A 25,704-nucleotide genomic window follows, 5' to 3' on the forward strand; every position below is an offset into this window, starting at 1 on the left:
ATTATTTATTGCACTAAACAGGGCAATTATCTTCTTTTATAAAAATAAGATTAGGTCAGATTTTAATCTTTAATTTTCCTTACTTTATCTAACCATGTAAATTTAAGGATTATACTTGTAATAACGAAGATTAACAGAGCAATTAATGCTTTAGGATAATCTCGTATTAAAAAATAAATCGGTAGTACAATCATACTTGATTGCCAGATAATTCCGACAGCACAATTCATCATATCTAATCCAAAATGATTATTCTTTACAGTAGCTTCATCATCCTTTTTTAATTCATTTAAGACAGGCTTCCATAAGCCCCATGGCCTTACATTTTTGTAAAATGCTTTAAGTACTTTCATATCTGTAGGCTTACTTAAATAAGTACCTAAAAACGAACCTAACAAAGACACTCCGAAAATTATTGGGAATAGGTAAATTGCATGTACATGAGCCATATCGAACAGTAATGTTCCTTCAGAGAAATTATCTTTATTTTGATCCATGAAGAATTGTAAACTAGCCACAATTAAGCCAGATAACATTCCCCAAAAGTAACCCCATCCGTTAAAACGCCACCAGACCCATTTTAAGAAATTAGCCGCCACATAACCGCCAAATAACGCACTGGTAATCCACAAAGTTAATGAATTAATAGAATCAGCAAAAAAGCCCATAAAAACACCAAGAGCCACAACCGCGAACGAGGCAATATGACTGGCCTTTATATAATGTTTTGGAGTGGCTTTGGGCTTAAAATATTTTTTATAAATATCATTAACTATATATGCTGGACCCGCATTTACAAAAGCTGAAAATGTAGACATAAAAGCAGCTAACAACCCAGCCAACAACAAGCCTTTTATACCAACAGGGACATGGAAATTAATTACTTTGGGCAATATAACCTCTAAATCAGCTCCTGTAAAATTTGGATTAGCTACCATCTCCGGAGCTAACACAACTAAAGCAATCACCGCTATACCTCCAATTAACAAATACCTTGGTATAAATAGTATTAAATTGGTAAAACCTGCCATATAAGCGGCCTCTTTTACTGTTTTAGTGGACAAAATCCGTTGCATGTCAAAACTAGGTACTGGACCAGCAATACTGGCAAAAAATCCTTTGAAAAGACTCATACCGATTAACGCTCCGAACATTTTATAGCCTTCGGAATCAATTAAATTATTAAATTCCTGAAATTTTCCATCCCAATGTGAGCCTAGCTCCCAATCGAAAAATACATTTTTCCATTCAGGGGTTATTACACTAGCAATTTCCAAATCGGAAAATGCGAAAAATGCATATCCTGCTACCAAGATACCCGCAATTACCATAATCCCATATTGCAACACTTCGGTAGCTACAACAGAAAACATACCTCCTTTTATGGTATAAATAGTAGTTAGCACAATTATAATCAATGCGTAGGATTGTTCTGAATTGAACAAAACGGTGTTGCCAATTTGTAGGGTCATATCCCATGGCAAAATCACGGTCATAAACTTACCTACACCCTCAAAAAAGTAAGCTATAAAACCTACTGCTGCCACAATTGCAAATATGGCAACAATTAAATGTGAGGCCCTGCCAGGCCTATCATCACCAAAACGTGTTAAAATCCATTCAGAGCCAGTCATTATATTAGACCTCCTTATCCAAACTGCAAGGAACATCATTACAAAAATCTGATTCCATATAGGCCATAGCCACATAAACATAAAGCTTTTTACCCCATAAAGAAACAAAATACCCACCATCCACGCAGTACCGGAAACATCGAACATTCCCGATCCATTACTTAATCCTAAGAAATACCATTTGATATTATTGCCCCCTAAAAAGTAGGAATCTAAACCCTTTGAGGCTTTTTTGCTTACCCATATACCCACAAACAAGGTTAGTAGAATATAGGCAATTATAATGCTTACATCGATTATATCCATTAGTTATTTAGCCATTTTATTAGGTTTTATACCCTTTTCTAGTTCCAATTTACCACTAGCCATAAGCTCTTTGTGGATTATATCTTCCGGTATCCTTTTTAGATCGGAAAACTTTAAGTAAAAGAGATTGTCTAAAATTTATTTGATCAAGATCAAGAATAAAAATATAGATTTAAGATGCCTCATTGTTAATATTAATTATATTTATCATTTCTGAAAAAATAATAATTGCTATATATAGTATAAAAATGTACAAGTTTATCCTTATCAGAAATAAAATTAGACGGATAACATAACAACTACGTTAAACATCACAAAAGATTAAAAGAATGTCCTTGATTAATTTGAACAATATTTCCAATTCACCCTATCACACAAGAATTACTTGGAAATACCATGTTGTTTTTTGGTTGGCTTATTTTACCGTAAATACATTACGCTGGGGGAGTTATTACGATGATTACCTATATTCTTTACGCTCCAATTTAGTTGGTTTTCCCATACACATGACACTGTGCTATTTGAATGTTTATGTATTAATGCCTTTTTTAGTATTCCGTAGAAAATACTTAATGTATATATTAGCGATATTTGCATCCATTTTTATTATGGTTACAATAAAATTTAACCTAACTTATTATTTTTTAAATACAAATGTTTGGCCAGAAGGCCCTGTAGTTACCAATTCTTTGACTTTTAATTATGTTGTGGATATGATGATAGGCGAATTGTACGTAATAACATTTGTAACGGCAATTAAAATAACCATGGATTGGTTAACTGAACATAAAAGGCTGACCGATCTTGAAAAATTACAGTTGGAAACGGAATTATTGTTTTTAAAAACACAAGTCTCCCCACATTTCTTTTTTAACACACTCAACAACATCTATTCCCTATCAATAGAAAAATCGGAAAAGACCCCAAAGATTATTCTAAAACTTTCAGAGCTGATGCGTTATTTACTTTACGAAACGAAGAAGAAAAGGCAAAGTTTAGAAAAAGAAATAATTTGCCTTCAAAACTATTTAGAAATTGAACGCATACGTCATGGAGAAGGTTTAGAAGTGAATATGGAAATTAGCGGAGATATTTCGGGTAAAAAAATTGCACCAATCTTGTTGCTTTCTTTTGTTGAAAATGCTTTTAAGCATGGAGCAAATAAAAATATTGGAAAAGTTAAAATTGATATTGATTTTAAAATTAAAGAAGATTTTCTTTTCTTTACCATCACCAATCCAACTCCTGCATATTCCGAATATGAACAACGCATGAATACCTCTGGCGGAATAGGTTTGAAAAATGTGAAAAAAAGATTAGCTTTAGGTTACAAAAAAGATCAATACGATTTAAAGATCAAAAACGATCAAAATTTATTTACAGTAAAATTAAAAATTAAAGTACAATGAAGGTAAAATGTTTGATTATTGATGATGAGCCTTTGGCAATAAATGTTATTAAGAATTATTTGTCACAGATTAATGACGTAATTTTAATTGATACTTTTAATAACGCCGTTGATGCACTTAACTTTTTAAAAAACAATGACGTAGATCTTATTTTCTTGGACATTAATATGCCATTATTAGATGGCTTAAGTTTTATTAAAAGTTTAGAAACCAAACCACAAATTATAATAACTACCGCACATGAAGAATTTGCGGTAGAATCTTTTGAACTTGATGTTTTGGATTATTTAGTAAAGCCAATATCATTTCCAAGATTTTTAAAAGCTATGAACAAAGTTTTTAAAATTTTTAGTGATAAGACTTCTCCTAATTTATTACAAGATAGACCCTATCTTTTTATAAAAATAGACAAGAAAAAGTTAAAAAAAATATATTTGGATGAACTTTTGGTTATTGAAAGTCTTAAAGATTACCTGAAAATAACTACCCAAACAGATAGATATATTATACACCAAACACTAAGTAGTTTTACCGATCAGCTTCCTTCGGACAACTTCATTAGGATACACAGGTCTTACACTATTGCTATAGACAAAGTTGATACTATTGAAGGCAATAGTGTTGAAATTGCCGGTATTAGATACACAATTGGAAGAACCTATATTGACGAGGTTAAAAGTAAAATATTAAATTTATAACACTAAAACATATAACGTTTAAAGGCTTCAATCGCTGCATAATCTGCCAAGCCAAGATCGTTATATTTTTGTGCGGTCAATTTATTTCTATCTTCCACCCTTACCCAAAACTCCCTGGAATCATCGCCTTGAAACATAACGCCATCCTTTTGAGATTGATGATAAAAAATAGCCGTTCTCTTTTTTAGTACTTGATCAGGGCTCATAGGTACAGCCATTTCAATCTCGTACGTTTCCCATTCGTGCCAAGCACCTCTATACAACCACACCCAACAATCATCCATAAACTTTTTTGGCTTTAACTTATCAAGTGCCATAAACAGAGCATCCAAACAAACTTTATGTGTACCATGAGGATCCGCTAAGTCTCCGGCAGCATATATTTGATGTGGCTTTACTTCTTCAATTAAAGAGGTCATAATTTTAACATCTTCCTTAGAAAGTTTGTTCTTTTTAATTGTACCCGTTTCGTAAAAAGGAAGGTCTAAAAAGTGAACATTTTCATCTGGTACATCTAAATAACGTGTGGCTGCAATTGATTCTGCCCTTCTGATCATACCTTTTAATTTTCTGACTTCTAAGGTATCAATACTATTTTTTTCTTTATTGTTAATACTGGTTATTACACTTTCAACATCATTAGACAACTTTGACATAAACTTACAGACCTCGGCAAATTTTAAAGCCTCCGTATCCGCAACCGCTATGTTACCCGAAGTTTGGTAAGCAACGTGTACTTCGTGACCTTGCTCAACCAATCTATCAAAAGTACCACCCATAGAAATGACATCATCATCGGGATGAGGACTAAAAATGATAACCCGTTTTTTTGCTGGATTTGCCCTTTCAGGCCTGTTAGTATCATCTGCATTTGGTTTTCCTCCTGGCCATCCCGTAATACTATGTTGCAAAATATTAAACATCTTGATATTAAGGTCATAAGCTGCTCCTTCTTCTACCAATAGGTTAGACATTCCGTTGTCATTATAATCCTTGTCCGTAAGCTTTAAAATTGATTTGCCCAACAATTCACTTAACCAAACCACGGCTTTTCTTTTCAAATGCTCGTTCCAAGTTAACGAAGTTACCAACCAAGGTGTCTTAACACGTGTTAATTCAGAAGATGCATCTGTATCTAAAACAAAAGTGGTATTATGATGAGTTTGTAAATAAGTTGCAGGTATTTGAGAGGACATTTCGCCTTCTATGGCTTTTTTAATAACACTTGCTTTGTTTATGCCCCAAGCCAGTAACACTATCCTTTTTGCTTTTCTAATAGTAGCTATGCCCATGGTTATTGCTTTTCTGGGTACTTTGTCTATACCTAAAAAAGCGGGAGCAGCATCAGCTCTAGTTACGTAATCTAAAGTAATAGTTCTTGTTCCTGAATTAAAATGTGAACCTGGCTCGTTAAAACCAACATGCCCGGTTCTGCCAATACCTAGCAATTGAAAATCCAAACCTCCAACATCATCTATTTTCTTATCATAAGACATACAATATTTGTATATATCATTTTCTATGGTTCCATCAGGAATATGTACGTTTTCGGGCAAAATATCTATGTGATTGAAAAGGTGCTCGTGCATAAAGTAGTGGTAGCTTTGGATGTTTTCCTTTTCCATAGGATAATATTCATCCAAATTAAAAGTAACCACATTTTTAAAACTTAAACCCTCTTCTTTGTGCATTCTAACCAATTCGTCATAAACATTAATTGGGGAAGAGCCCGTGGCCAAACCCAATACACATTTCTTGTTTTGTGACTGTTTGTTTTTAATTAAATCAGCAATTTCTCTTGCAACTAAAATTGAAGCATCGTTTGAACTTTCAAAAATTACATTATGGATTTTCTCAAACCTGGTTTCTTCAAATTTACCTGCTTCTTGATGATTGATAGATTTTTTTTGCATCTATAGATGATTTTTAGTTAGTTTGTAAAATTAAAAATATATTATAATCTTATATTCAAAATTCGACGAACTGCTTATTAATATCGTTTAAAATGGTTTAACAGAATTTTTTTATACACTAAGGTGTATTTAAATATTAGATGAAATATTTTTATAACTATCATTTTAATTCAACTATAATTTGCCAAGAAGTTTAAAACAAGAGCCTAGTTATAAGGTCAATTGACGAACTGGAAGATATAATATAGTTCTATTTATTACAGAAAATTGGATTTCTCTAACCTGTACAAATTTGGATTAGTTTAGATCAAAAATCTCGATCGAATCCATTGTACATTTAGCCGATTTCCTTTAAATTTATTAAATATTGTAATGGTATCGCTAAAAATTTATTTAAAAAAGGCTTATGTTTGCCTTACGGTTCTGGTTTATCAGAGCCTGAGTTTGAAAAAATAATGTTAACAATTAAGAATAATTTGCTTTTATAAAATGCTAGTAATTAATTCTTTCATAAGATAATAATATGTTAATAACTAACGTTAATTAATAGCAGAAAAAAATTAATATCATAGTAAATAACTCTTATTTTTGCAAAAAAAAATATAATGATAAAAAAATCGAATTTATCCAACCTAAAAAAAAGTGGATTAATAATCGCTCTTACATTATTAATCTCTTCTTGTGGTAGTAAACAAGACATTGTCTATTTTCAAGATGCGGATCTTGCAGCAATAAGTAGGCCTATTGAAAATTATAGTCCAATTATCAAACCTGATGACGCTTTAACTATTACCGTTTCCTCCTTAGATATACAAGGGGTAAGACCCTTTAATTTAACCGCTGTTTCTTATACAGGCAATGACGGTGATATTGACAGAACTACTTTACAAAGTTATTTGGTTGATGCCAATGGTAACATAGACTTTCCTGTTTTAGGTACTTTAAAATTAGCTGGTCTAAATAGAATTCAAGCTACAGCAATGATAAAAGATATGCTAAAGGAGTATTTAAATGATCCAATTGTAATTATAAGAAATGTAAATTTTAAAGTATCTGTTTTGGGCGAGGTAAGAAATCCTGGCGTATTTACAATTCAAAATGATAGAATTACTATTTTAGAAGCTTTAGCATTAGCTGGAGATTTAACTATACAAGCTGAACGCCATAATGTAATGGTTATTAGGGAAGAAGGAAATAAAAAAACATATAATAGAGTTAATTTAACTTCGGAAGAATTGTTTAATTCACCAATGTACTATCTTACGCAGAATGATGTTATTTATGTTACACCTAATGACTCTAGGGTAAGAGGGGCTACAATTGGACCGAGTACAAACACAACTTTGTCGGCAATTAGTATTTTATTAACAGCCGCTGCCATTGTAGTCAGCATTACCAAATAATTTATTTAATTTTTTGTAAATGGAATTTGAAAAAATCAATGGTATCCATGATGATGATGGGAATGAAAATAACCTAGATCTTAGAGAACAAATAGAAAAATATCTAAGACACTGGAAATGGTTTGCTTTAGCCGTACTACTTTCTTTTATTTATACATTTTATACTCTAAACTTTACAAGGCCTAGTTATGAAGCTATTTCTAAGATAAAAATTAAAGATGAAAGTGGAGGTGATAAATCTACCCTTTCCGTTTTTAGAGATATGGGTGTCATGGGCAGTGCTACAAAAGATAAAGTTGAAGACGAAATAGAAATTATTAAATCTAAAACTTTAGTATCTGAGGCTATAGCATCGTTAAAGTTAAATATTCAGTTTTTTACTGAAAAGAATAAACTCAGCAACTTTTTGGATAATAACTTAGGATTTCATACTGAATTTTATGAAAAAGAAAATTATGAAAATCCACCTTTAGCACTTAATTTCTTTATTAGTGATTCTGCTCTAAGTAAAGTTGCTGCTAATTTTATAATTAAGATTAATTCTGCAAATCAATATACGTTTAGCACTACAGATAAATCAATAGTAAAAACACAATCATTCGGAGAGAAAATAACCACTAATTTTGGAGATTTAATTATATTACCAATTGTTGACTTACTAGAGAATAATCTTATAGGTTCTAATATACTCGTAAATATTACCCCTATAAAAGATTTAACTAATGCTTACCTTGAGGGTTTAGTAGTTGAACCCGTTGCAGAATTTTCAAATGTTTTAAGTCTAGCCGTAATTAGTAGTCACAAAAAGAAAGCAGAAGATTTTTTAAATGAGTTAGTACATAGATATAACCTTAGAGCTATTAGACTAAAAGAAGAACTCTCTGAAAAGACTTCAGAGTTTGTTAGTGAAAGGTTACAAAAAATTTCAGAAGAATTAGCTGATGTTGACGAAAATGTTGAAAGTGTAAAATCTAAATACGGAGCATCATCCGTAGCTTCAAGTGCAGGATTAAATATGGAGTTTGCGAAACAGATAGAACAACAAAAGAATCAAACTAGTACACAGCTAGATCAAATAAAGCAAGTAAAAGAAATTGTTGCTACAAAAGGTGAAAACGAAATGATTCCGAGTGTTGGCATTAATGATCCCAACGTATCTACTAGTGTCGCAAAGTATAATGAATTATTAACTGCCAAAAAAGCTAGACTTAAAGGTGGTAATACGGAAAGAAACCCTATTGTTGTTGCCTTAGACGATCAACTTAAATCTCTTGAAGCTTCTATAAATAAAGGGTTGAGTAATGCTGAATCATCAACTAAAATTGCCTTAGACAATTACAATCAACAATATAGTATTGCTCAAAGTAGAATTTATGGAACTCCTGTTCAAGAAACGCAAATTAGAGATGTAACACGTAAGCAACAAACAAAAGAGCAGCTATATTTGTATTTATTGCAAAAAAGAGAAGAAACTGCAATCACTTTAGGAGTTGCTGATCCGAACGCCAAAATTATTGACAAAGCCGAAAGCTTACCAAATAGAGTTGCACCAAAAAAGAAGACTGCCTTTTTATTTGCCTTATTGGTCGGGCTATTAATTCCATTTGCCATTTTTTACGTCAGAGACATTCTCGATTCTAAAATACATACAAGAGAAGATATTGAAAAAACTTTAAGCATTCCTATTATTGCAGACATTCCCAAACTTGAAGGTAAAAAAACCAGATATTTAATTAAAAAAGAAGATCATTCCGGTATTGCTGAAGCATTCAGAATTCTTAGGACCAATATAAGCTTTATATTACCAAAAACCGCCGATAATAGTGATGGTAGGGTTGTTTTTGTAACATCATCAATTGCTCATGAAGGAAAGTCTTTGGTCGCTACAAACTTAGCCACAGCTCTTTCACATGCCAATAAAAAAACATTAATCTTAGGATTGGACATTAGAGCTCCAAAAATTGAACCTTATTTAGGTGTAAGGAGTAAACAGGGGGTTACAAATTATATTATAAACTCTGATATTATACCCGAAGACATAATAGTTTCAGCACCTGATAACGAAAATCTTGATATTATTACATCTGGAGATTTAGCTCCAAACCCTGCTGAACTATTGATGAACAAGAGAATAAAAGAATTATTTGATTTTGCCAAAGAGAATTATGAATACGTAATAGTAGATACTGCCGCGTTTAGCATGGTAACCGATACCTTGTTATTAAGTAAATTTGCAGATGCTTTTATATATGTAATTAGAGCCAATTATCTAGACAAAAGAATGTTAAAATACATAAGCTTCTTGCACAAAGAAAAAAGACTGCCCAATATGGCTTTATTGCTAAACGGTGTTGACCACAAGAAAACTTATGGCTACGGTTATGGCTATGGTTATGGAACAGCTTTTGAAAATTCCCAAAAGAAATGGTGGCAATTTGGTAAATCTTAACACCAAATAAAAAAGCTGGAAGTTATAAATAACTTCCAGCTTTTTTATTGCTTTTGAAAAGTTGTTTTAAATTTTTAAATTTTTGTCATAGGGTATAGCTGATAATATATACTGTATAGCATTTACTCTAGCAATGGTTTTTCTATTAGCTTTTATAACTTTAAATGGAATTCCACCATTTTCGGTATTTTCGAACATCAATTTTTTATACTTTGTATAAACATCCCAAAGCTCTTGTGCTTTTTCATCTACCGCAGTCATTTTCCAGTGTTTTAAAGGGTCGGCCTTTATTTCTTCAAAACGTTCTGCTTGTTCGGATTTTGATATTGACATATATATTTTCACCAATATAATACCAGATTCGGTTATCATACGCTCGAAATCATTAACTTGATTCATAAATATATGATATTCCTCTTCGGTACAAAATCCGTTGACAGGTTCAACAACTGCCCTATTGTACCAGCTTCTATCAAAAAAAACCATTTGTCCGGCTTTTGGAAACTGGTTTACGTAACGTTGAAAATACCATTGTGTTTTTTCTTCTTCCGTCGGTTTGGGTAAAGCAATTATCCTTATATGTCTTGGATTTATCCGTTCCGTAATCCTTCTTATGGCTCCACCTTTGCCAGCAGCATCTCTTCCTTCAAATACAACAATTATCCGTTCGTTATTTTGAATTGCCCAAGTTTGTAATTTAACCAGTTCAACTTGAAGCTTTTTTAATTTTCTCTCATAATTAATAAACCGTAATGCCTTAGAAACATTGTAAGGTTCTTTGGCCAATAAGGCCCTCAAACCTTTTTTCGAGTTTAGTTTTTTTACATCGGCCTCTTTTAAGTTTAGTTTTTCCATAAGTTGTTAGTAGTCAATTTGTTCTGCAGACCTGTAATATCTCATAATAATATTTGGGTCTGGCCATAATGTGGTTAGAGCCTTATCTTTATCGGGATAATCAAATTGTGACAGTACATACCTCATACTTTCCAATCTTGCCGTTTTTTTATCATTGGCTTTCACAATAATCCAAGGACAATAGGTGGTGTGTGTTTTACTGAACATTTGTTCTTTGTAAACTGTATATTTATCCCACAGCTCTTGTCCTTTTTGATCAACGGGACTAAATTTCCATCTTTTTAACGGGGTTTTTAATCTTGAATCGAATCTTGCTTTTTGTTCTTCTTTAGATATTGAAAACCAAAATTTAATAATCTTTACACCGTCTTCATACAGCATGTGCTCAAATTCTGGAACTTGTAGCATAAACTTTCTATACTGTTCATCTGTACAAAACCCCATAACAGGCTCTACTACCGCTCTATTGTACCAACTTCTATCGAAAAAAACAATTTCCCCAGGGTTAGATAATTCTTTAATATACCTTCTAAAATACCATTGTCCGCGTTCTACTTCTGTAGGCTTTGTTAAAGCCACCAAATTCATGGAACGAGGATTTAAATGCTCCGTAAAGCGTCTAATATTACCTCCTTTTCCAGCAGCATCTCTACCTTCAAAAATAACGACAACACGTTTTTTATTTGTAGACACCCATTGTTGCAGTTTAACCAATTCTATTTGCAATTTTCTTAATTCATCTTCATATTTTAAATTTTTTAAAATTGAATCAATATTTTTACCTTTCTTATTGATCAATGCCAGCAATTCCTCATTTGAGGAAACACTTTCAAAATCTTCTTTAGTCAGTTGCACTTCGGTGTTGTCCATGTATTTTATTTATTACAATCTTGTTTTCTTCTGGTATCAATTATATAAAATATTTTCCAATTTCCCTCACTTTTAAATAATTGAAATGAATTTACGCCACAATGGCTAAATTCGTCATTTACATAAAATTCATAGGGTGTCCAAGCATTGGCCATATTTCCATCAACTTTAATATCATAAGACAGTATTTTTTCTTGAATTTTAGTTGTTTCTGGGTTAATGGTAGCAATGCTTTTTAAAAAATCGCTAAATTTTACTGACTTAACTTCGGTCTTGCCAATAGTTTGCATAATAATGTTGTCCTTTGCAGTTCCTTTTATCATTAAAGTATCACCTGCATGCAATCCATCAAAAAAGGTATGTATTACTTCCCTAATTTTATCACTATCATTGGATTGAGCTATAATTGGTTTACAAAAAGACAATAAAGCTAATAGGCTTAGAAATAATTTATTCGAAATCATCTCTTATTTTTTAAAGCTTACTATTGTTTCACTAATTATTGAAATACAATCGTTAAGTTGCTCTTTCGTAATAACTAATGGTGGTGCAAACCTTATAATGTTTCCGTGCGTTGGCTTAGCCAATAAGCCATTCTCTTTTAAGGCTATACAAATGTCCCAAGCGGTTGAACTGTCTTCACTATCGTTAATTACAATAGCATTTAAAAGTCCCTTGCCTCTGACCAGCTTCACTAAATCTGTCTTTTCAATTAATTCTTCCATCCCTTTTCTGAAAACCTCTCCCAATTTGAAAGCGTTTTCAGCTAGGTTTTCTTCTTTTACTACTTCTAATGCCGCCATAGCAACAGCACAAGCCAAAGGATTGCCACCAAAGGTAGAACCATGATTCCCTGGTCTGATTACTTCCATAATATGATTATCAGCCAATACGGCCGAAACTGGAAAAACACCTCCAGAAATGGCTTTACCTAAAATTAAAATATCAGGTTTTACATTATCATGATTTACAGCTAAGAGTTTTCCTGTACGGGCAATTCCGGTTTGAACCTCATCTGCTACAAAAAGTACATTATTCGCTTTACACAATTCATAAGCATTTTTAATATAATTTTCATCTGGTACATAAACGCCAGCCTCGCCTTGAATGGGCTCTACCAAAAATGCGGCTACATTGCTATCTTTTAAAACTTCTGCTAAAGCGTCGATGTCATTATAAGCTATAGATACAATCCCTGGAGTAAATGGTCCAAAATTTTCTATTGCCACAGGATCATTGGAAGCAGAAATAATAGTTACCGTTCTACCATGAAAATTATTTTGACAAACGATTATTTTAGCTTTGTTCGATGGAATTCCCTTTTTTTCATAACCCCATTTTCTTGCAATTTTTATAGCGGTTTCTACTGCTTCAGCACCCGTATTCATAGGTAATACTTTATCAAAACCAAAATACTCTGTTACATACTTTTCGTAAGGCCCTAATTGATCATTATAAAATGCCCTTGAAGTTAATGTAAGTGTTTTTGCTTGTTCAGTTAATGCTTTTATAATTTTTGGGTGACAATGACCCTGATTTACTGCCGAATATGCAGATAAAAAATCGTAATATTTCTTTCCTTCTACATCCCATACATATACACCTTCTCCTCTATTTAGCACAACAGGCAAAGGGTGATAGTTGTGTGCTCCATATTTGTCTTCTAACTCAATTGCTTGTTGCGAAGAAATCTGCTCTTCTACTACCATTTCTTTTAAATTTTAAATTTAACACTCAAAATTCCTTCTTTTGGGAGAGAAATCATCCATTCGGAATAAATTATGTTGTTTTTACTGGTCTAAACATAAAAAATAAACCGATTATAACCAAAGGAATACTCAACAATTGACCTGTATTTAGGTTTACATTGAACAAAGTTTCTATACCTCCCTGCCATTCTTTATAAAATTCGATTATAAATCGGAGAGACCACAACATAACCATAAAGACACCAAAAATGTATCCTAATTTTTGTTTCTTATCAGTTTTCCAGTAGATATACCAAAGGATTAAAAAAGTAATCAAATACCCTACGGCTTCATAAATCTGGGTGGGGTACCTATTGGGTACCTCTGCCAAGGTTTCTTTAAAACGAGAACTGTTAGCTATTAAATCATAAGCTTTTTCAACACTCTTGGTTTGTGTAATTGCCATTGCCTTATATTCGCTGATATCGTTTCTAATAAATTTAAAGCCAAAATCCGTTCCTGTTTCTTTACCAACAATTTCAGAATTGAACAAGTTTCCTAATCTTACGAACATTGCACCCAATGCAGTTGGGATAACCAACCTGTCCAATGTCCACAATAACGGTTTTTTTACGACCTTTTTACTATAAAAAAACATAGCAATAATAATACCTATTGCTGCACCATGACTTGCTAAACCTTGAAAACCTGTATATTCAAAAGGGTTTAACTTAAAAGGTAAAAAAACCTCGGTCAACGTGTAATCTTCTTCATAAAAAAGATAATGACCTATTCTCGCTCCTAAAAGCATGGCAATAACCGTATAAATAAAAATAGAGTCTAACTTATCTAATGAAATGTTGTCTTTTATATAGATCCGTTTCATCAATTGAAGCCCAACAACAAATGCCAACACATACATTAAGCTATAATATTTAACAGGAAAAGAACCTATTTTAAAAATATCGGGATTAAAATTCCAGTCAACGGCAAGAGAAAATAGCATACATTAAATTTTGACCGTAAATATAGGTATTGTTGAATAATTAAATGATTGAAAAATCAGATAATTAAATGAGGACAAGATTTTTAACTCTTAATCTTATTAAATTAGAATCTTTTTCTGGAAAATCAGAAAAATATGTAGCATTTTTCAGGAAATGTTTGAATAATCTACATTCAAATGTTAATTTTTAGTTAAAAAAATAGTTATAATGCAACATAATTAAACTTTAAACGTCTTACTGATTCAAATTAAAAGCAAAAAATTATGAAAACTTTAAAATTAAGTTTAGAAAACACAAATGGAACTGTTTGGAACAGAAAAAGACGTTATAGATAAATTGTATTTATCTATCACCAAACGTAAAAAGGGATAAGTCTAGATGTTGACTTATCCCTTTCTTTTTTTATTTACTAGTATTAATTCGACCTAATACTGCCTGACCCGCTTACTTTGCTATTTGTTTTAGGATTGCCTTTATAACTTACATTACCAGAACCTGAAACTTTGGCATCCAGCTCTTCTTTTACGTGAACGGATACATCGCCAGAACCTGCTATGCGAACCGAAGCGTTGTCAGTAACCAAATCATTGGCATCTACATCTCCAGAACCAGAAATGGCACAGTCAAAATTCGTAGCAGAGCCGCTTAGATTCATATCGCCAGAACCTGAAATTGCCGATTTCAACGAGTTTACCTTTAGTTTTAAGGTAAAATCACCTGCTCCTGATAAAGCTGCTTTAAAATTATCGGCCTCAATAATATCATTGGAAATGACATCTCCCGAACCAGCTAATGCTACTTCTTCAATATCCTTAAATGGAATTGTAATTAATATCTTTTTTGTGGTTCTAACATTAATTCCTTTTTCCCATTTAATTTTCAAATGGTCACCATCAACTTCGGTAATTAAATATTCCAATAAATTGTCCTCAGCTTCAATGGTTATTTTACCTTCTGCACCTGCTACCAATTTAACATCAAAAGAGCCTGAAATTCCTATTTTGTCATAGTCTGATACTGTTCTTGTAGTATTAGTTACATTACCGTTACCTTTAACCTTTTTCAATTGAGCATGAGAAGGCATTGCAAACAATACAATTGCGAATAAAATGATTAATTTCTTCATTGTTTTGAGTTTTTTAGATTTAATGTTTTAGTTGTTAATTCAAGTTTTTAACCCTTCCGCCCTTAAAAATTCTTCAATCTTAAAAACGGCATTTAGGCACCTCCCCTTTTTCAAGGGGAGGATTTTTTGTTTTCTATTTTTAATTTGTTCTATAAATTTGTTCCTATTAAGGGGCAATTAATAAAAGGTTACACTACCGTAACCGGAATCTATTTTAATTGTTGAGTTGGAATTAGATTTTCCATAAGATCCTTGATAAGATTTTGAACTTGATTTAACAACTTTACTGGTAAAATTCACCATATCATCATCATATTTAAAACCTCCATGACTTAGTTTTATATCAAAGTTAAAACCTTTGTTTTTCGGAACTCCAATTTTTATACCTGTATAACTGCCATCAATTTCAACAAGATCAAATCCATCTAAGAGTTTTTCAATTTTAATAGCACCATAATCTGCTTCTACCATTGCTTTTTTGGAAATTGTTCCCATTTTTAACGATAGATAATCCCCGTTGCCTACAACATTTACAGCTTTATCTATTTTAAGACTGCCATAATCACAATTATAATCGAGGTTTTTAACATCTTCAAAAACTGTGGTGGTATAATCGGCATTCAAATCTATTTTTCCAGCTTTTTCTACGGTAATTTTAGAATAGTCGGCATTTATTGAACCACCGTTCATTAAGCCAATAGTAGAATTATTAGTATAATCTATATTAATACTATTGTTATTGCTGTGAAGGTCTCCTATAATAATAGAACCGTAATCGCAATTAATCGAACAATCTCCTTTAGTTTCATTCAGAGTTATGTTACCATAATCATTTCGTAAATCTGTATGATTTGTTACAGGCACTTTAACTTTATAATTTATTTGATAATGAATATTGTTGTCTTTACCGCAACCCCAACACCATGATGATGATTTTTTTTCAATTATCGTTTTTGCGGAAACCTCGCTTCTACTCCCTTCAAATTCTACATCTATCATACTCAGGCGTTTGATAACTTTATCTTCGTCATTGCCAGATACGGTAATTTTTACTTCAATTTCAACTTTATTACCGTTCCATGAAACAACATCAATATTGCCATATTTGTTATCGATTTTTAAAAGGGCATTACTGTTTACCGTGTATTCCTTTTTAATGGTTTTGGTTTTTTCATGTTTATGCCCTTTGTTTTCATTGGCTTGAACCGCCAAAGGGATACATAATAAAAATAATACTATTTTAAGTAATTGTGTTTTCATTTTGTTGTATTTTTAATTGTTCGATTTCATCAATTTGCTGTAGTAAAAACTGTAAAACTTCTATGCGTTGCTGAAAATTAGCGATCATGGCATAGATTACACGATTGTCTTCGTTACTGGTCTTTAATTCAACCTTTAATGACTCGTATTCTTTTTCTAAAATATCGAGCTGAGCCAAAGCGTCATCAATAACTTCTTTATTATCTGCATTTCGTTTTGAGGCTACCTGTTTCAGTTCATTTTGTATGGTTGAAACAAAAAAGCTTTGTGTTTCTTGCATTTCCGGAGAAACATCTGCTAACTCCAAACCTTTGGGTTCGGGCTTAAATGTGTTAAACCCTATACTAAAGATTAAAGCAATTGATGCCGCCACGGCCAGCCATTTCCAAGTAGTTGGATTCCACTTCGGTTTTTCAGGTTTTTGTTTTGCAAGTCTTTCTTCAAATCTGAGAAAGTGGCCCACTTCAGGTTCTTCCGTATCGAATTGATCTCTCAACTCTAAAAATTTTTCTTCTAATTTATCCTTATTATCGTGCATAATCCGTCTTTAATAATGTTCTTAATTTATTTTTCGCCCTTGAAATGGTAGTTCTGGAATTCTGATTGGTTATCATCATAATTTCAGAAATCTCTTCGTAATCATAACCTTCAATCAAATTTAAGGTCAGGGCAATTCTGTAATTGTCTTTTAATTTATTTATTCCGCTAATTATTTCTTTTGGGCTAAGTGCTTCATAATTTGTATCTTCAATACTTTCATCTGTCTGTTCTTTAACCACATCTAACGGAACTTCTTTTATCTTACTTTTTTTTCTTAAATGCGTTATACTTTTATTGATTACTATTCTTTTTAACCAAGCCCCAAAACTTACTTCTGCTTTAAAAGTGCTCAATTTTTCAAATGCAATCAGAAACGACTCTTGCATTACATCTTCAGCTTCAAAGCTGTCTTTTAAAATCCTTACCGCTGTATTATACATTGCTTTGTAATACAACTTATAGATCTCGAATTGAGCACTTTGCTTTCCATTTTTGCACTCACGCAAAAGTTGGGTTATATGTTGATTATTATGTTGCAATGTATCGTTTCTAGTTAAAAGACAATGTACGTTTTAAATTGTTACAGTTTTGTTAAAAAAAGTTTTATTGGGTTATAAACAATAGGTTATTTATTATGGTTTTAGGTTAGAAATATAGAGGTTTTGGTATATTTGTTTGATTTAATTAATAAAAAAGAATCTTGAATAATAACGAATATTTAGATTTAGGGAAAGTAACACTTATTGATTCCTTTATTTCAGAAAAAACTCTTTCTGAAAGAATTTCAATTAGTAGCAAAGACAATTCATTAAATTTTAACCTATTTGCAAACTTGATTCAAAAACCGGTTGGATATGACGAATTTTCAAAATATAAAGGGTTCCATATAACATTTGAGACTTTAAGAGAACATTTAGGGTTTGAAAAAAACAAAAAGCCTGGTGATTTTGACATTCTTTTAATACCTTTTTCAGATGAGAAAATATACTTTGAACGTTGTTGTGCTATAGAAATTAAGGTTGTAAGACCAAATAGAAAAAATCCAAAAAAAGCACCTAATTCATATGGTATCAAACAAATAAACGGTTTAATAAAAGATGGCTTCCCTCTAATCGGTTTAATTCATATTTGTATGACTGAACCTTTAAAAGAAAATGAAAAACAAACTATAAAATTAGATCTGACGCCTTTCGATATGGACAATCCAGCAAATAATGATAAATTTATGGAAAGTACAATTAATGTTAAATATGATCATTTCTCTCAATATTCAGCTGAAAATCAAATGAAAAAGCTATTATCTAAAGACATTCCAAAATATATTGGACTTATTACTGTGGGTGTAAACCTTACTGATAAAGGAAAATTATTGACCTCTTTTAATCACGACTTTAATAATGGATATTCTTCTGGGTATTTTAATCCATATAAAAAATTAGAAACAATAAACAAAATTGAATCATTTTTTACAGAAAATAAAGACAAGTTTCAAATTGCCAAAAAATAATAAAAAAACCTGCTCTGTTGAGCCCATGACTTAAAATAATCTAAATCCATAAATTCCAGACCTCTTTCCTCATTGGCACAACAATTGAAATATACTTATTGCAAATACATTTATAACTATTTAAACAATTGATTATTAGTCAATTATTTATTTAACAGCAATGTATTATTTTATTAAAATAACCGTTTAATGTCATATTGACCTATATATACTTATGAGTGATCCAAAATTTTTAAATATTGACAGTTTGTCACTTCAACATATGCTTGACGAGGATTCGGAGTTGATTCCTTTAATGACACCTGAAGATGAAGAAGAAATAAAAAACGAAGCCATACCCGAGGTATTGCCCATTTTAACCCTAAAAAATACGGTATTATTCCCAGGCGTAGTTATTCCTATAACTGCAGGCAGGGACCAATCTATTAAATTGATTAAAGAAGCCAATGCCGGTAATAAAACCATTGGTGTGGTGGCACAAAATAACGAGTCGGTTGAAAACCCATCACGTAAAGATTTACATAGCATTGGTACTGTGGCTAGAATTTTACGAGTGCTAAAAATGCCAGACGGTAATACCATGGTAGTAATTCAAGGTAAAAAACGCTTTGAAGTGGGCGAATTTGTACAAACCGAACCGTATATAAAAGCAACAGCTAAAGAATTGGTAGAAGAAATTCCTAATAAAACAGATACTGAATTCAACGCCATTATTGAATCTATAAAAGATATTGCGTTAAAAATTATTAAGGAAAATCCGAATTTGCCTTCAGAGGCTTCTTTTGCTATAAAAAACATACAAAGCAACTCTTTTTTAGTGAATTTTGTCTCTTCTAACATGAATTTAGGAGTTAAAGATAAACAAGCTCTTTTAAATACCAACAGTCTAAAAAAGAGAGCGTTGGAGACCTTAAAAAAGATGGATGCGGAGTTGCAACATCTGGAGTTGAAAAATGTAATCCATTCTAAAGTCCGTGAGGATATGGACCAGCAACAACGCGAATACTACTTGCACCAACAAATGAAAACCATTCAAGAGGAATTGGGCGGTGTTTCTTATGATGAGGAGTTGGAAGAAATGCGTAAAAGAGCGAAAAAGAAAAAATGGAGCAAAGAAGTTGCTGAAACTTTTGAAAAAGAATTAGGGCGATTGCAACGTATGAATCCGCAAGTAGCAGAATATTCCGTGCAACGCAATTATTTGGATTTATTGTTGGATTTACCATGGAACAGTTACTCCAAAGATAAATTTGACCTAAAACGTGCCGAAAAAATTCTGGACCGAGATCATTTTGGGCTCGAAAAAGTAAAAGAACGTATTATTGAGCATTTGGCTGTTTTAAAACTGAAAGGCGATATGAAATCTCCTATTATTTGTTTGTACGGCCCTCCAGGAGTTGGTAAGACATCATTGGGTAAATCGGTTGCGGAATCTTTGGGCAGAAAATATGTAAGAATGTCCCTTGGAGGTTTGCGAGATGAAGCTGAAATACGCGGACATAGAAAAACTTATATCGGTGCCATGCCTGGGAGAATTATTCAAAGTTTGAAAAAAGCAGGGACTTCTAATCCCGTTTTTGTATTGGACGAAATTGATAAATTATCTCATAGTCATAATGGAGATCCTTCTTCTGCGATGCTGGAAGTACTTGATCCCGAGCAAAATAATGCATTTTACGATAATTATCTAGAGGTTGGTTATGACCTTTCTAAAATTTTGTTCATCGCCACGGCTAATAGCCTTTCCGATATTCCATGGGCATTACGCGATAGGATGGAAATTATAAACGTAACGGGTTATATTATTGAGGAAAAAATAGAGATTGCCAAAAAACACTTGTTGCCAAAGCAATTAAAAGCTCATGGACTGACTTCAAAAGACATAAAAATTGGTAAAGCTCAATTAGAAAAAATCATTGAAGGTTATACTCGGGAATCAGGTGTTAGAACTTTGGATAAAATGATTGCTAAAGTGGTACGTTATGCAGCAAAGTCCATTGCCATGGAACAAGAATATCAGGTCAAAATTAATAATGACGACCTTATTAAAATATTGGGAGCTGCCAATTTAGAACGAAATAAATACGAAACCAACAAAGTACCGGGTGTAGTAACTGGATTGGCATGGACGAGTGTTGGAGGAGATATTCTGTTTATAGAATCCATTTTATCAAAAGGCAAAGGCAATTTAACCATTACTGGGAATTTAGGTAAAGTAATGAAAGAGTCCGCCACAATTGCCATGGAGTTTATAAAAGCAAACGCAGATGAGTTCGGAATCGATATTCACGATCTGCAGACCAAGAACGTGCATATTCATGTACCCGAAGGTGCCACTCCTAAAGATGGTCCAAGTGCTGGTATTACCATGCTAACCTCTTTGGTTTCTTCTTTTACAGGTAAAAAGGTGAAAGCAAAATTGGCTATGACGGGCGAAATTACGCTACGTGGAAAAGTGTTACCGGTTGGTGGAATTAAAGAGAAAATTTTAGCGGCCAAAAGAGCCAACATCAAGGAAATTATTTTGTGCAAAGACAATCAAAAAGATATTGACGAAATAAAAGAAGACTATTTAAAAGGCCTAAAATTTCATTTTGTAGATAGTATGAAAGAGGTAATTGAGATTGCTTTGTTAAAATAGAAAAGGGAGGAACAAAATCAGTTCGAGTTTTTTTTGTTTAACGATATTTATCGTTAAACAAAAAATATATCTTGAACAAGTTCATCTCAAAAATCGATTCTCGATACATTTCTCTTTTCAATCGAAACACTCGAATAGACGATTTTTAACTATAATTCAATCCATTCTTAATATTAATGGGGCGTTGTAAAGTAAATTTACATCGCCTTTTTCTATATTTGTAAAAACACACAAAAAATTTGGAATCCTTTTTATATTTTTTTGAACAAATGCCAGCTTGGCAAAAATTAGTTTGGATTCTGGGTTGTTTGTTGTTCAGTTGGTTTTTGGAAGGTATTTATCCTTTGGTAAAACTGAATTACAAAAAGTGGAGACATGCTGGTGTCAACTTCATTTTTTTAGCTACGAGTTTAACTATTAATGTGTTGTTTGGTATTTTAACCGTTGGTGTTTTTGGTTATATCAGCACACATCAAATTGGAGTTTTGCATTGGGTCTGTTTCCCTATTTGGATAGAACTATTAATTGCTATTCTCTTTCTCGATTTTGTTGCCCAATACGTAATACATTATTATCTACACAAAATAAAATGGATGTGGAAATTCCACATGATTCACCATAGCGATACAAAGGTAGATGCCACTACGGGTACCCGACATCATCCAGGAGATTATGTTCTACGAGAGATTGCTGCTTTGGTTGCTATCGTAATTATTGGTGCTCCTTTTGCTTTTTATGTGGTATATAAAATAGTTACCATTCTTTTTACATACCTTACCCATGCCAACATAAATGTACCCGTTTGGTTGGACAAACCGTTAAGCTACATATTTATTACGCCGAATATGCACAAATTTCACCATCATTTTGAAAGACCGTGGACCGATACTAACTTTGGAAATATTTTTTCTTTTTGGGATAGGGTTTTTGGCACTTTTGTCTATGATAATCCAAAGAAAATAAAATACGGACTTGATGTATTGGATGGCGAACTAGACGAAAACGTAGGCTACCAATTTAAAGTGCCTTTTGATAAAAGAATTAAGACGGATTATTGATTTTGAATTAAAAAATACCGTATTCAATGAGTTTTTTAACAGCTGAATGGAGAAAATTAGCTATTGCAAATTATGTAGTAGATCCCAGTTTATTAAGAGAATATATTCCTTATGGTACAGAATTAGATTTATATAATAATAAATGTTATGTAAGCCTTGTGGGTTTTATGTTTATAAACACAAAACTACTTGGGTTTAAAATTCCGTTTCACTCAAATTTTGAAGAAGTGAATTTAAGGTTTTATGTAAAACATTTCGACGGAAAACAATGGAAAAGAGGCGTAGTTTTTATTAAAGAAATTGTACCAAAACCAGCACTTAGTTTTATAGCCAATACTGTTTATAATGAAAATTATGAAACACTACCAATGTCACATTCTTGGCTATCAAATGATGAGAACCTCACAATTGAATATAAATGGAAAAAATGTAATTACTGGAATAAATTTAAAGTAATTGCAGACCTTGAGCCAACCAAAATTGAAGAAGGAAGTGAAACAGAATTTATAACCGAACATTATTGGGGGTATGCAAAAGTCAATGACCAACACACGAATGAATATGAAGTAACCCATCCAAAATGGCTAAAATATAATATTATACGTTCGGAAATTGATGTAAATTTTGATGAAACCTATGGAGAAAAATTTAGTTTTTTAAATCAAACTAAACCAATATCTATAATGCTAGCTGAAGGTTCTGAAATTACTGTAGAAAATAAAAGAAAACTAAAAAAATCATAATTGTTGAGACTAATATAGCTAATCACATCTTTCCTTTGATTTCTTTTTTTTCTTCCAATTCTTTTTTATTGGGAAAGGTCAACCCACTACTATTATAAGTTGTACCATAAGTCAAAGCCGCTGTATAAACTTGGCTTATGGCACTTAAAATTTCATCTTTTTGAAGTTCTTTTAGCGGATGTAAGTATAAAGACCAAAGAAAATCTTCAGCAATGGCATACCTCGCGTCCAATGCGGTATAAGCATTGGCCTCCATTAATTTTAGCAATTCTAAATGAGATAATGTTTTTTGTTCAATAATAGGGGACATTATTCTTAACCGATTATTTACCGTATCCGTTATACAGATCAACATTCTGCCTTTTATCATAAATTGCCAATTGCCTTCCTCGCCCCTAATACTATCGGACACCACATAGATAATTTTTTCCAGATCGCTATTGGTCATGTTTTGGGCCTGTACAGAAAATGTACATCCAAAAAAGAAGAATACTAAAATTGCAATTTTTTTCATATCTTAAAGTAATTAACAAGCTATTGGTCTGTTATTAAAACGCTTACTTACAAGTTTTACTATGTTAACGACCATTTTTATTTTGTAGTTGATATTTATCCATAATAAATTATTATTTTTGACAAATCTTTTAGAACAATGCAATTTAAGCATCCTGAGTTACTTTACGCTTTATTTTTGCTGGTTATTCCAATTCTAATTCACTTATTTCAACTACGCCGTTTTCAAAAAATACCGTTTACCAACGTTAAATTTCTCAAAGAAGTAGAATTGCAGACGCGAAAAAGTTCGAGGCTAAAAAAATTCCTGATTCTTTGCACAAGGTTGCTTTTATTTGCAGCCTTAATTTTTGCATTTGCCCAACCTTTTACCAGTGCCTCAAAGGCGGAAAGCCCAACACATACTACAATATATTTAGATAATTCATATTCCATGCAAGCAAAAGGTGAGGAAGGTGAACTGTTAAGAAGGGCGGTACAAGATATTATTGAAAATACACAGAATTTAGAAAATATCAATCTATACACCAACGATAATGTTTATGAGAATCTTTCATCTAAAGAATTAAAAAATACGTTGTTGGAGGTGGATTACTATCCTATCAAAACGGATTTATCATCAATCCTATTTAAAATTCAAAACAACATTAAAAAATCCAATACTTTAAATAATATTTTTATAATTTCTGATTTTCAACGTAATACAACTGAGAATAAAGTAGAAATTGACACATCAAACACCTATTATATTACTCAAATTTTACCAGAGCAAATTTCGAACGTTAGTATTGACAGTGTTTTTATTTCTAATCAAAATAGTGAATCCATACAACTTACGGTAAGTGTTAAAAATTATGGTGCTACCAAAGAAAATGTTTCGGTAAGTTTGTATGACAACGATTTGCTATCGGGTAAATCTACCGTTAACCTCACCAAGGATGGTTCTGAAGAAATAAATTTTAATATACCGAATACCAATAATTTTAACGGAAAACTTCAATTGGAAGATGAAAATCTGGCTTTTGACAACGATTTATTCTTTACCATCAATAAACCTGAAAAAATAAATGTTACCGCAATTGGAAACGACAACGGTTTTTTATCAAAAATTTATACGGATGACGAATTTAATCTCACCTCTACCACACTAAACAATCTAGATTACAATACATTAGACAATCAACAATTATTAATTTTAAATGAGCTGGAAACAATTCCATCAACCCTTAACAATACACTAAAAAAATTTGCGGAAAGTAGCGGTAGTATAGTCATCATCCCAGCATTAAAGATAAATCTTAATTCATACAACAATTTATTTTCAGCATTAAGATTTGGCAGCTTACAAGGACTGGTGAATTCTGAATTATCGGTAACTACAATTAATATTTCCCATCCGCTATTAAAAGGCGTATTTGAAAAACAAGTAAAGAATTTTCAATATCCTAATGTGAAAAGCAGTTATAGAGGAAATTTTAACAGAGCATCTTCCATCGTTAATTTTGAAGATGGCAAACCATTTATTTTGCAAACAACTTATAACAAAGGCAAGGTCTATTGGTTATCAGCATCGATAAGAAGTCAGAATTCAAATTTTAAAAGTTCGCCGTTAATTGTCCCCGTTTTTTATAATTTTGGCCTGTACAACTATAATGCCTCAAAATTATATTATACTATTGGTAAGCTGAATACAATAGAAATTCCTACAAAACTGTCTAAAGATGAAGTTTTACATTTGGCAAATGACAAAGAAAATTACATTCCGTTACAGCAAATAAATCCAGATAAGGTGATTGTTACAACAGAGGCAAACCCCGCACAAAGCGGATTTACAAAAATGTTGCACAATGGCAATATAATTGGACAAATTGCATATAATTTCGATAGGTCGGAAAGTAATTTAATATATACCAACCTTGAAGAATATTTCGGAAACGCATCAAATATAAATTATTCAAAAAATGTTGAAAGTGCTTTTATTAGTTTAAATAACAACACAAAAATCACAAATTATTGGAAATGGTTTTTAATGGCTTCCATACTGTTTTTAATCATTGAAATTCTATTGCTAAAATTTTTATAAA

General features: G+C 32.0%; 21 protein-coding genes. 9 read left to right on the forward strand and 12 right to left on the reverse strand.

Translation table 11 applies throughout. The features are described 5' to 3' along the window. Positions 1 to 62 precede the first annotated feature (62 nt). Positions 63 to 1,940, reverse strand: a complete 1,878-nt coding sequence (locus UMM65_RS10065; RefSeq protein ID WP_321976387.1) for a sodium:solute symporter family protein — start codon at positions 1,938 to 1,940, stop codon at positions 63 to 65. Between the two features lie 329 nt (positions 1,941 to 2,269). Between UMM65_RS10065 and UMM65_RS10070 the strand changes: the two genes are divergently transcribed. Together UMM65_RS10070 and UMM65_RS10075 are read left to right on the forward strand one after the other, a co-directional pair. Then, positions 2,270 to 3,349 carry a sensor histidine kinase gene (locus UMM65_RS10070; protein ID WP_321976388.1) on the forward strand — a complete coding sequence of 360 codons (1,080 nt, stop codon included), beginning with the start codon at positions 2,270 to 2,272 and terminating at the stop codon, positions 3,347 to 3,349. Beyond that, on the forward strand, positions 3,346 to 4,047 hold the full coding sequence (locus UMM65_RS10075; protein WP_321976389.1) for a LytR/AlgR family response regulator transcription factor: 702 nt from the start codon (positions 3,346 to 3,348) through the stop codon (positions 4,045 to 4,047). Before UMM65_RS10070 ends, UMM65_RS10075 begins: the two co-directional genes overlap by 4 nt. Positions 4,048 to 4,049: 2 nt before the next feature. Here the strand turns inward: UMM65_RS10075 and nagB are convergent, their stop codons facing one another. Beyond that, complete coding sequence (gene nagB, locus UMM65_RS10080) at positions 4,050 to 5,960, reverse strand: glucosamine-6-phosphate deaminase (protein ID WP_321976390.1); 1,911 nt, start codon at positions 5,958 to 5,960, stop codon at positions 4,050 to 4,052. Between the two features lie 605 nt (positions 5,961 to 6,565). Between nagB and UMM65_RS10085 the strand changes: the two genes are divergently transcribed. Further along, positions 6,566 to 7,363 (forward strand): polysaccharide biosynthesis/export family protein, encoded by a 798-nt coding sequence (locus UMM65_RS10085; protein ID WP_321976391.1) that lies wholly within the window; start codon positions 6,566 to 6,568, stop codon positions 7,361 to 7,363. Positions 7,364 to 7,382: 19 nt separating this feature from the next. Beyond that, positions 7,383 to 9,812 carry a GumC family protein gene (locus UMM65_RS10090; protein WP_321976392.1) on the forward strand — a complete coding sequence of 810 codons (2,430 nt, stop codon included), beginning with the start codon at positions 7,383 to 7,385 and terminating at the stop codon, positions 9,810 to 9,812. 66 nt (positions 9,813 to 9,878) lie between these two features. Here UMM65_RS10090 and ppk2 (UMM65_RS10095) read toward each other — a convergent pair whose 3' ends face one another. From ppk2 (UMM65_RS10095) to UMM65_RS10135, 9 genes are all read right to left on the reverse strand, one after another. Further along, positions 9,879 to 10,667 carry a polyphosphate kinase 2 gene (gene ppk2 / locus UMM65_RS10095; protein ID WP_321976393.1) on the reverse strand — a complete coding sequence of 263 codons (789 nt, stop codon included), beginning with the start codon at positions 10,665 to 10,667 and terminating at the stop codon, positions 9,879 to 9,881. 6 nt (positions 10,668 to 10,673) lie between these two features. Further along, positions 10,674 to 11,537, reverse strand: coding sequence for a polyphosphate kinase 2 (ppk2, locus tag UMM65_RS10100; RefSeq protein WP_321976394.1), 864 nt, complete (start codon positions 11,535 to 11,537; stop codon positions 10,674 to 10,676). A 5-nt stretch (positions 11,538 to 11,542) separates the two neighbouring features. Then, the gene (locus tag UMM65_RS10105; protein WP_321976395.1) at positions 11,543 to 12,001 is read right to left on the reverse strand and encodes a nuclear transport factor 2 family protein; all 459 of its coding nucleotides are present in this window, start codon (positions 11,999 to 12,001) and stop codon (positions 11,543 to 11,545) included. Between the two features lie 3 nt (positions 12,002 to 12,004). Next, positions 12,005 to 13,246, reverse strand: coding sequence for an ornithine--oxo-acid transaminase (rocD, locus tag UMM65_RS10110; RefSeq protein WP_321976396.1), 1,242 nt, complete (start codon positions 13,244 to 13,246; stop codon positions 12,005 to 12,007). A gap of 70 nt (positions 13,247 to 13,316) precedes the next feature. Further along, on the reverse strand, positions 13,317 to 14,231 hold the full coding sequence (gene lgt, locus UMM65_RS10115; RefSeq protein WP_321976397.1) for a prolipoprotein diacylglyceryl transferase: 915 nt from the start codon (positions 14,229 to 14,231) through the stop codon (positions 13,317 to 13,319). Positions 14,232 to 14,647: 416 nt separating this feature from the next. Next, positions 14,648 to 15,358 carry a head GIN domain-containing protein gene (locus tag UMM65_RS10120; RefSeq protein ID WP_321976398.1) on the reverse strand — a complete coding sequence of 237 codons (711 nt, stop codon included), beginning with the start codon at positions 15,356 to 15,358 and terminating at the stop codon, positions 14,648 to 14,650. 177 nt (positions 15,359 to 15,535) lie between these two features. Next, positions 15,536 to 16,618 carry a hypothetical protein gene (locus tag UMM65_RS10125; RefSeq protein ID WP_321976399.1) on the reverse strand — a complete coding sequence of 361 codons (1,083 nt, stop codon included), beginning with the start codon at positions 16,616 to 16,618 and terminating at the stop codon, positions 15,536 to 15,538. Further along, positions 16,599 to 17,156, reverse strand: a complete 558-nt coding sequence (locus tag UMM65_RS10130; protein ID WP_321976400.1) for a hypothetical protein — start codon at positions 17,154 to 17,156, stop codon at positions 16,599 to 16,601. The genes UMM65_RS10125 and UMM65_RS10130 overlap by 20 nt, the downstream gene beginning before the upstream one ends. Then, the gene (locus tag UMM65_RS10135) at positions 17,146 to 17,697 is read right to left on the reverse strand and encodes an RNA polymerase sigma factor (protein WP_321976401.1); all 552 of its coding nucleotides are present in this window, start codon (positions 17,695 to 17,697) and stop codon (positions 17,146 to 17,148) included. Before UMM65_RS10135 ends, UMM65_RS10130 begins: the two co-directional genes overlap by 11 nt. A gap of 161 nt (positions 17,698 to 17,858) precedes the next feature. On the opposite strand from UMM65_RS10135, the gene UMM65_RS10140 reads away from it, so the two are divergent. The 4 genes from UMM65_RS10140 (at position 17,859) to UMM65_RS10155 (ending at position 23,107) form a co-directional block, all read left to right on the forward strand. Next, entirely contained in the window at positions 17,859 to 18,665 is an 807-nt protein-coding gene (locus UMM65_RS10140; RefSeq protein WP_321976402.1) for a hypothetical protein, read from the forward strand. A gap of 214 nt (positions 18,666 to 18,879) precedes the next feature. Next, a complete protein-coding gene (gene lon, locus UMM65_RS10145; RefSeq protein ID WP_321976403.1) occupies positions 18,880 to 21,306 on the forward strand; it encodes an endopeptidase La in 2,427 nt (808 codons plus the stop codon). A 239-nt stretch (positions 21,307 to 21,545) separates the two neighbouring features. Beyond that, positions 21,546 to 22,364: a sterol desaturase family protein gene (locus UMM65_RS10150; protein ID WP_321976404.1), complete on the forward strand. Its 819-nt coding sequence runs from the start codon at positions 21,546 to 21,548 to the stop codon at positions 22,362 to 22,364. Between the two features lie 26 nt (positions 22,365 to 22,390). Further along, on the forward strand, positions 22,391 to 23,107 hold the full coding sequence (locus UMM65_RS10155; RefSeq protein ID WP_321976405.1) for a YqjF family protein: 717 nt from the start codon (positions 22,391 to 22,393) through the stop codon (positions 23,105 to 23,107). A gap of 22 nt (positions 23,108 to 23,129) precedes the next feature. On the opposite strand, the gene UMM65_RS10160 is transcribed toward UMM65_RS10155, so the two are convergent. Beyond that, positions 23,130 to 23,621 carry a hypothetical protein gene (locus UMM65_RS10160; RefSeq protein ID WP_321976406.1) on the reverse strand — a complete coding sequence of 164 codons (492 nt, stop codon included), beginning with the start codon at positions 23,619 to 23,621 and terminating at the stop codon, positions 23,130 to 23,132. Between the two features lie 138 nt (positions 23,622 to 23,759). On the opposite strand from UMM65_RS10160, the gene UMM65_RS10165 reads away from it, so the two are divergent. Beyond that, the gene (locus tag UMM65_RS10165; protein WP_321976407.1) at positions 23,760 to 25,703 is read left to right on the forward strand and encodes a BatA domain-containing protein; all 1,944 of its coding nucleotides are present in this window, start codon (positions 23,760 to 23,762) and stop codon (positions 25,701 to 25,703) included. Position 25,704 lies beyond the last annotated feature (1 nt).

The sequence above is a fragment of the Aureibaculum koreense genome (assembly GCF_034296135.1).
Taxonomy (GTDB): Bacteria; Bacteroidota; Bacteroidia; order Flavobacteriales; family Flavobacteriaceae; genus Aureibaculum.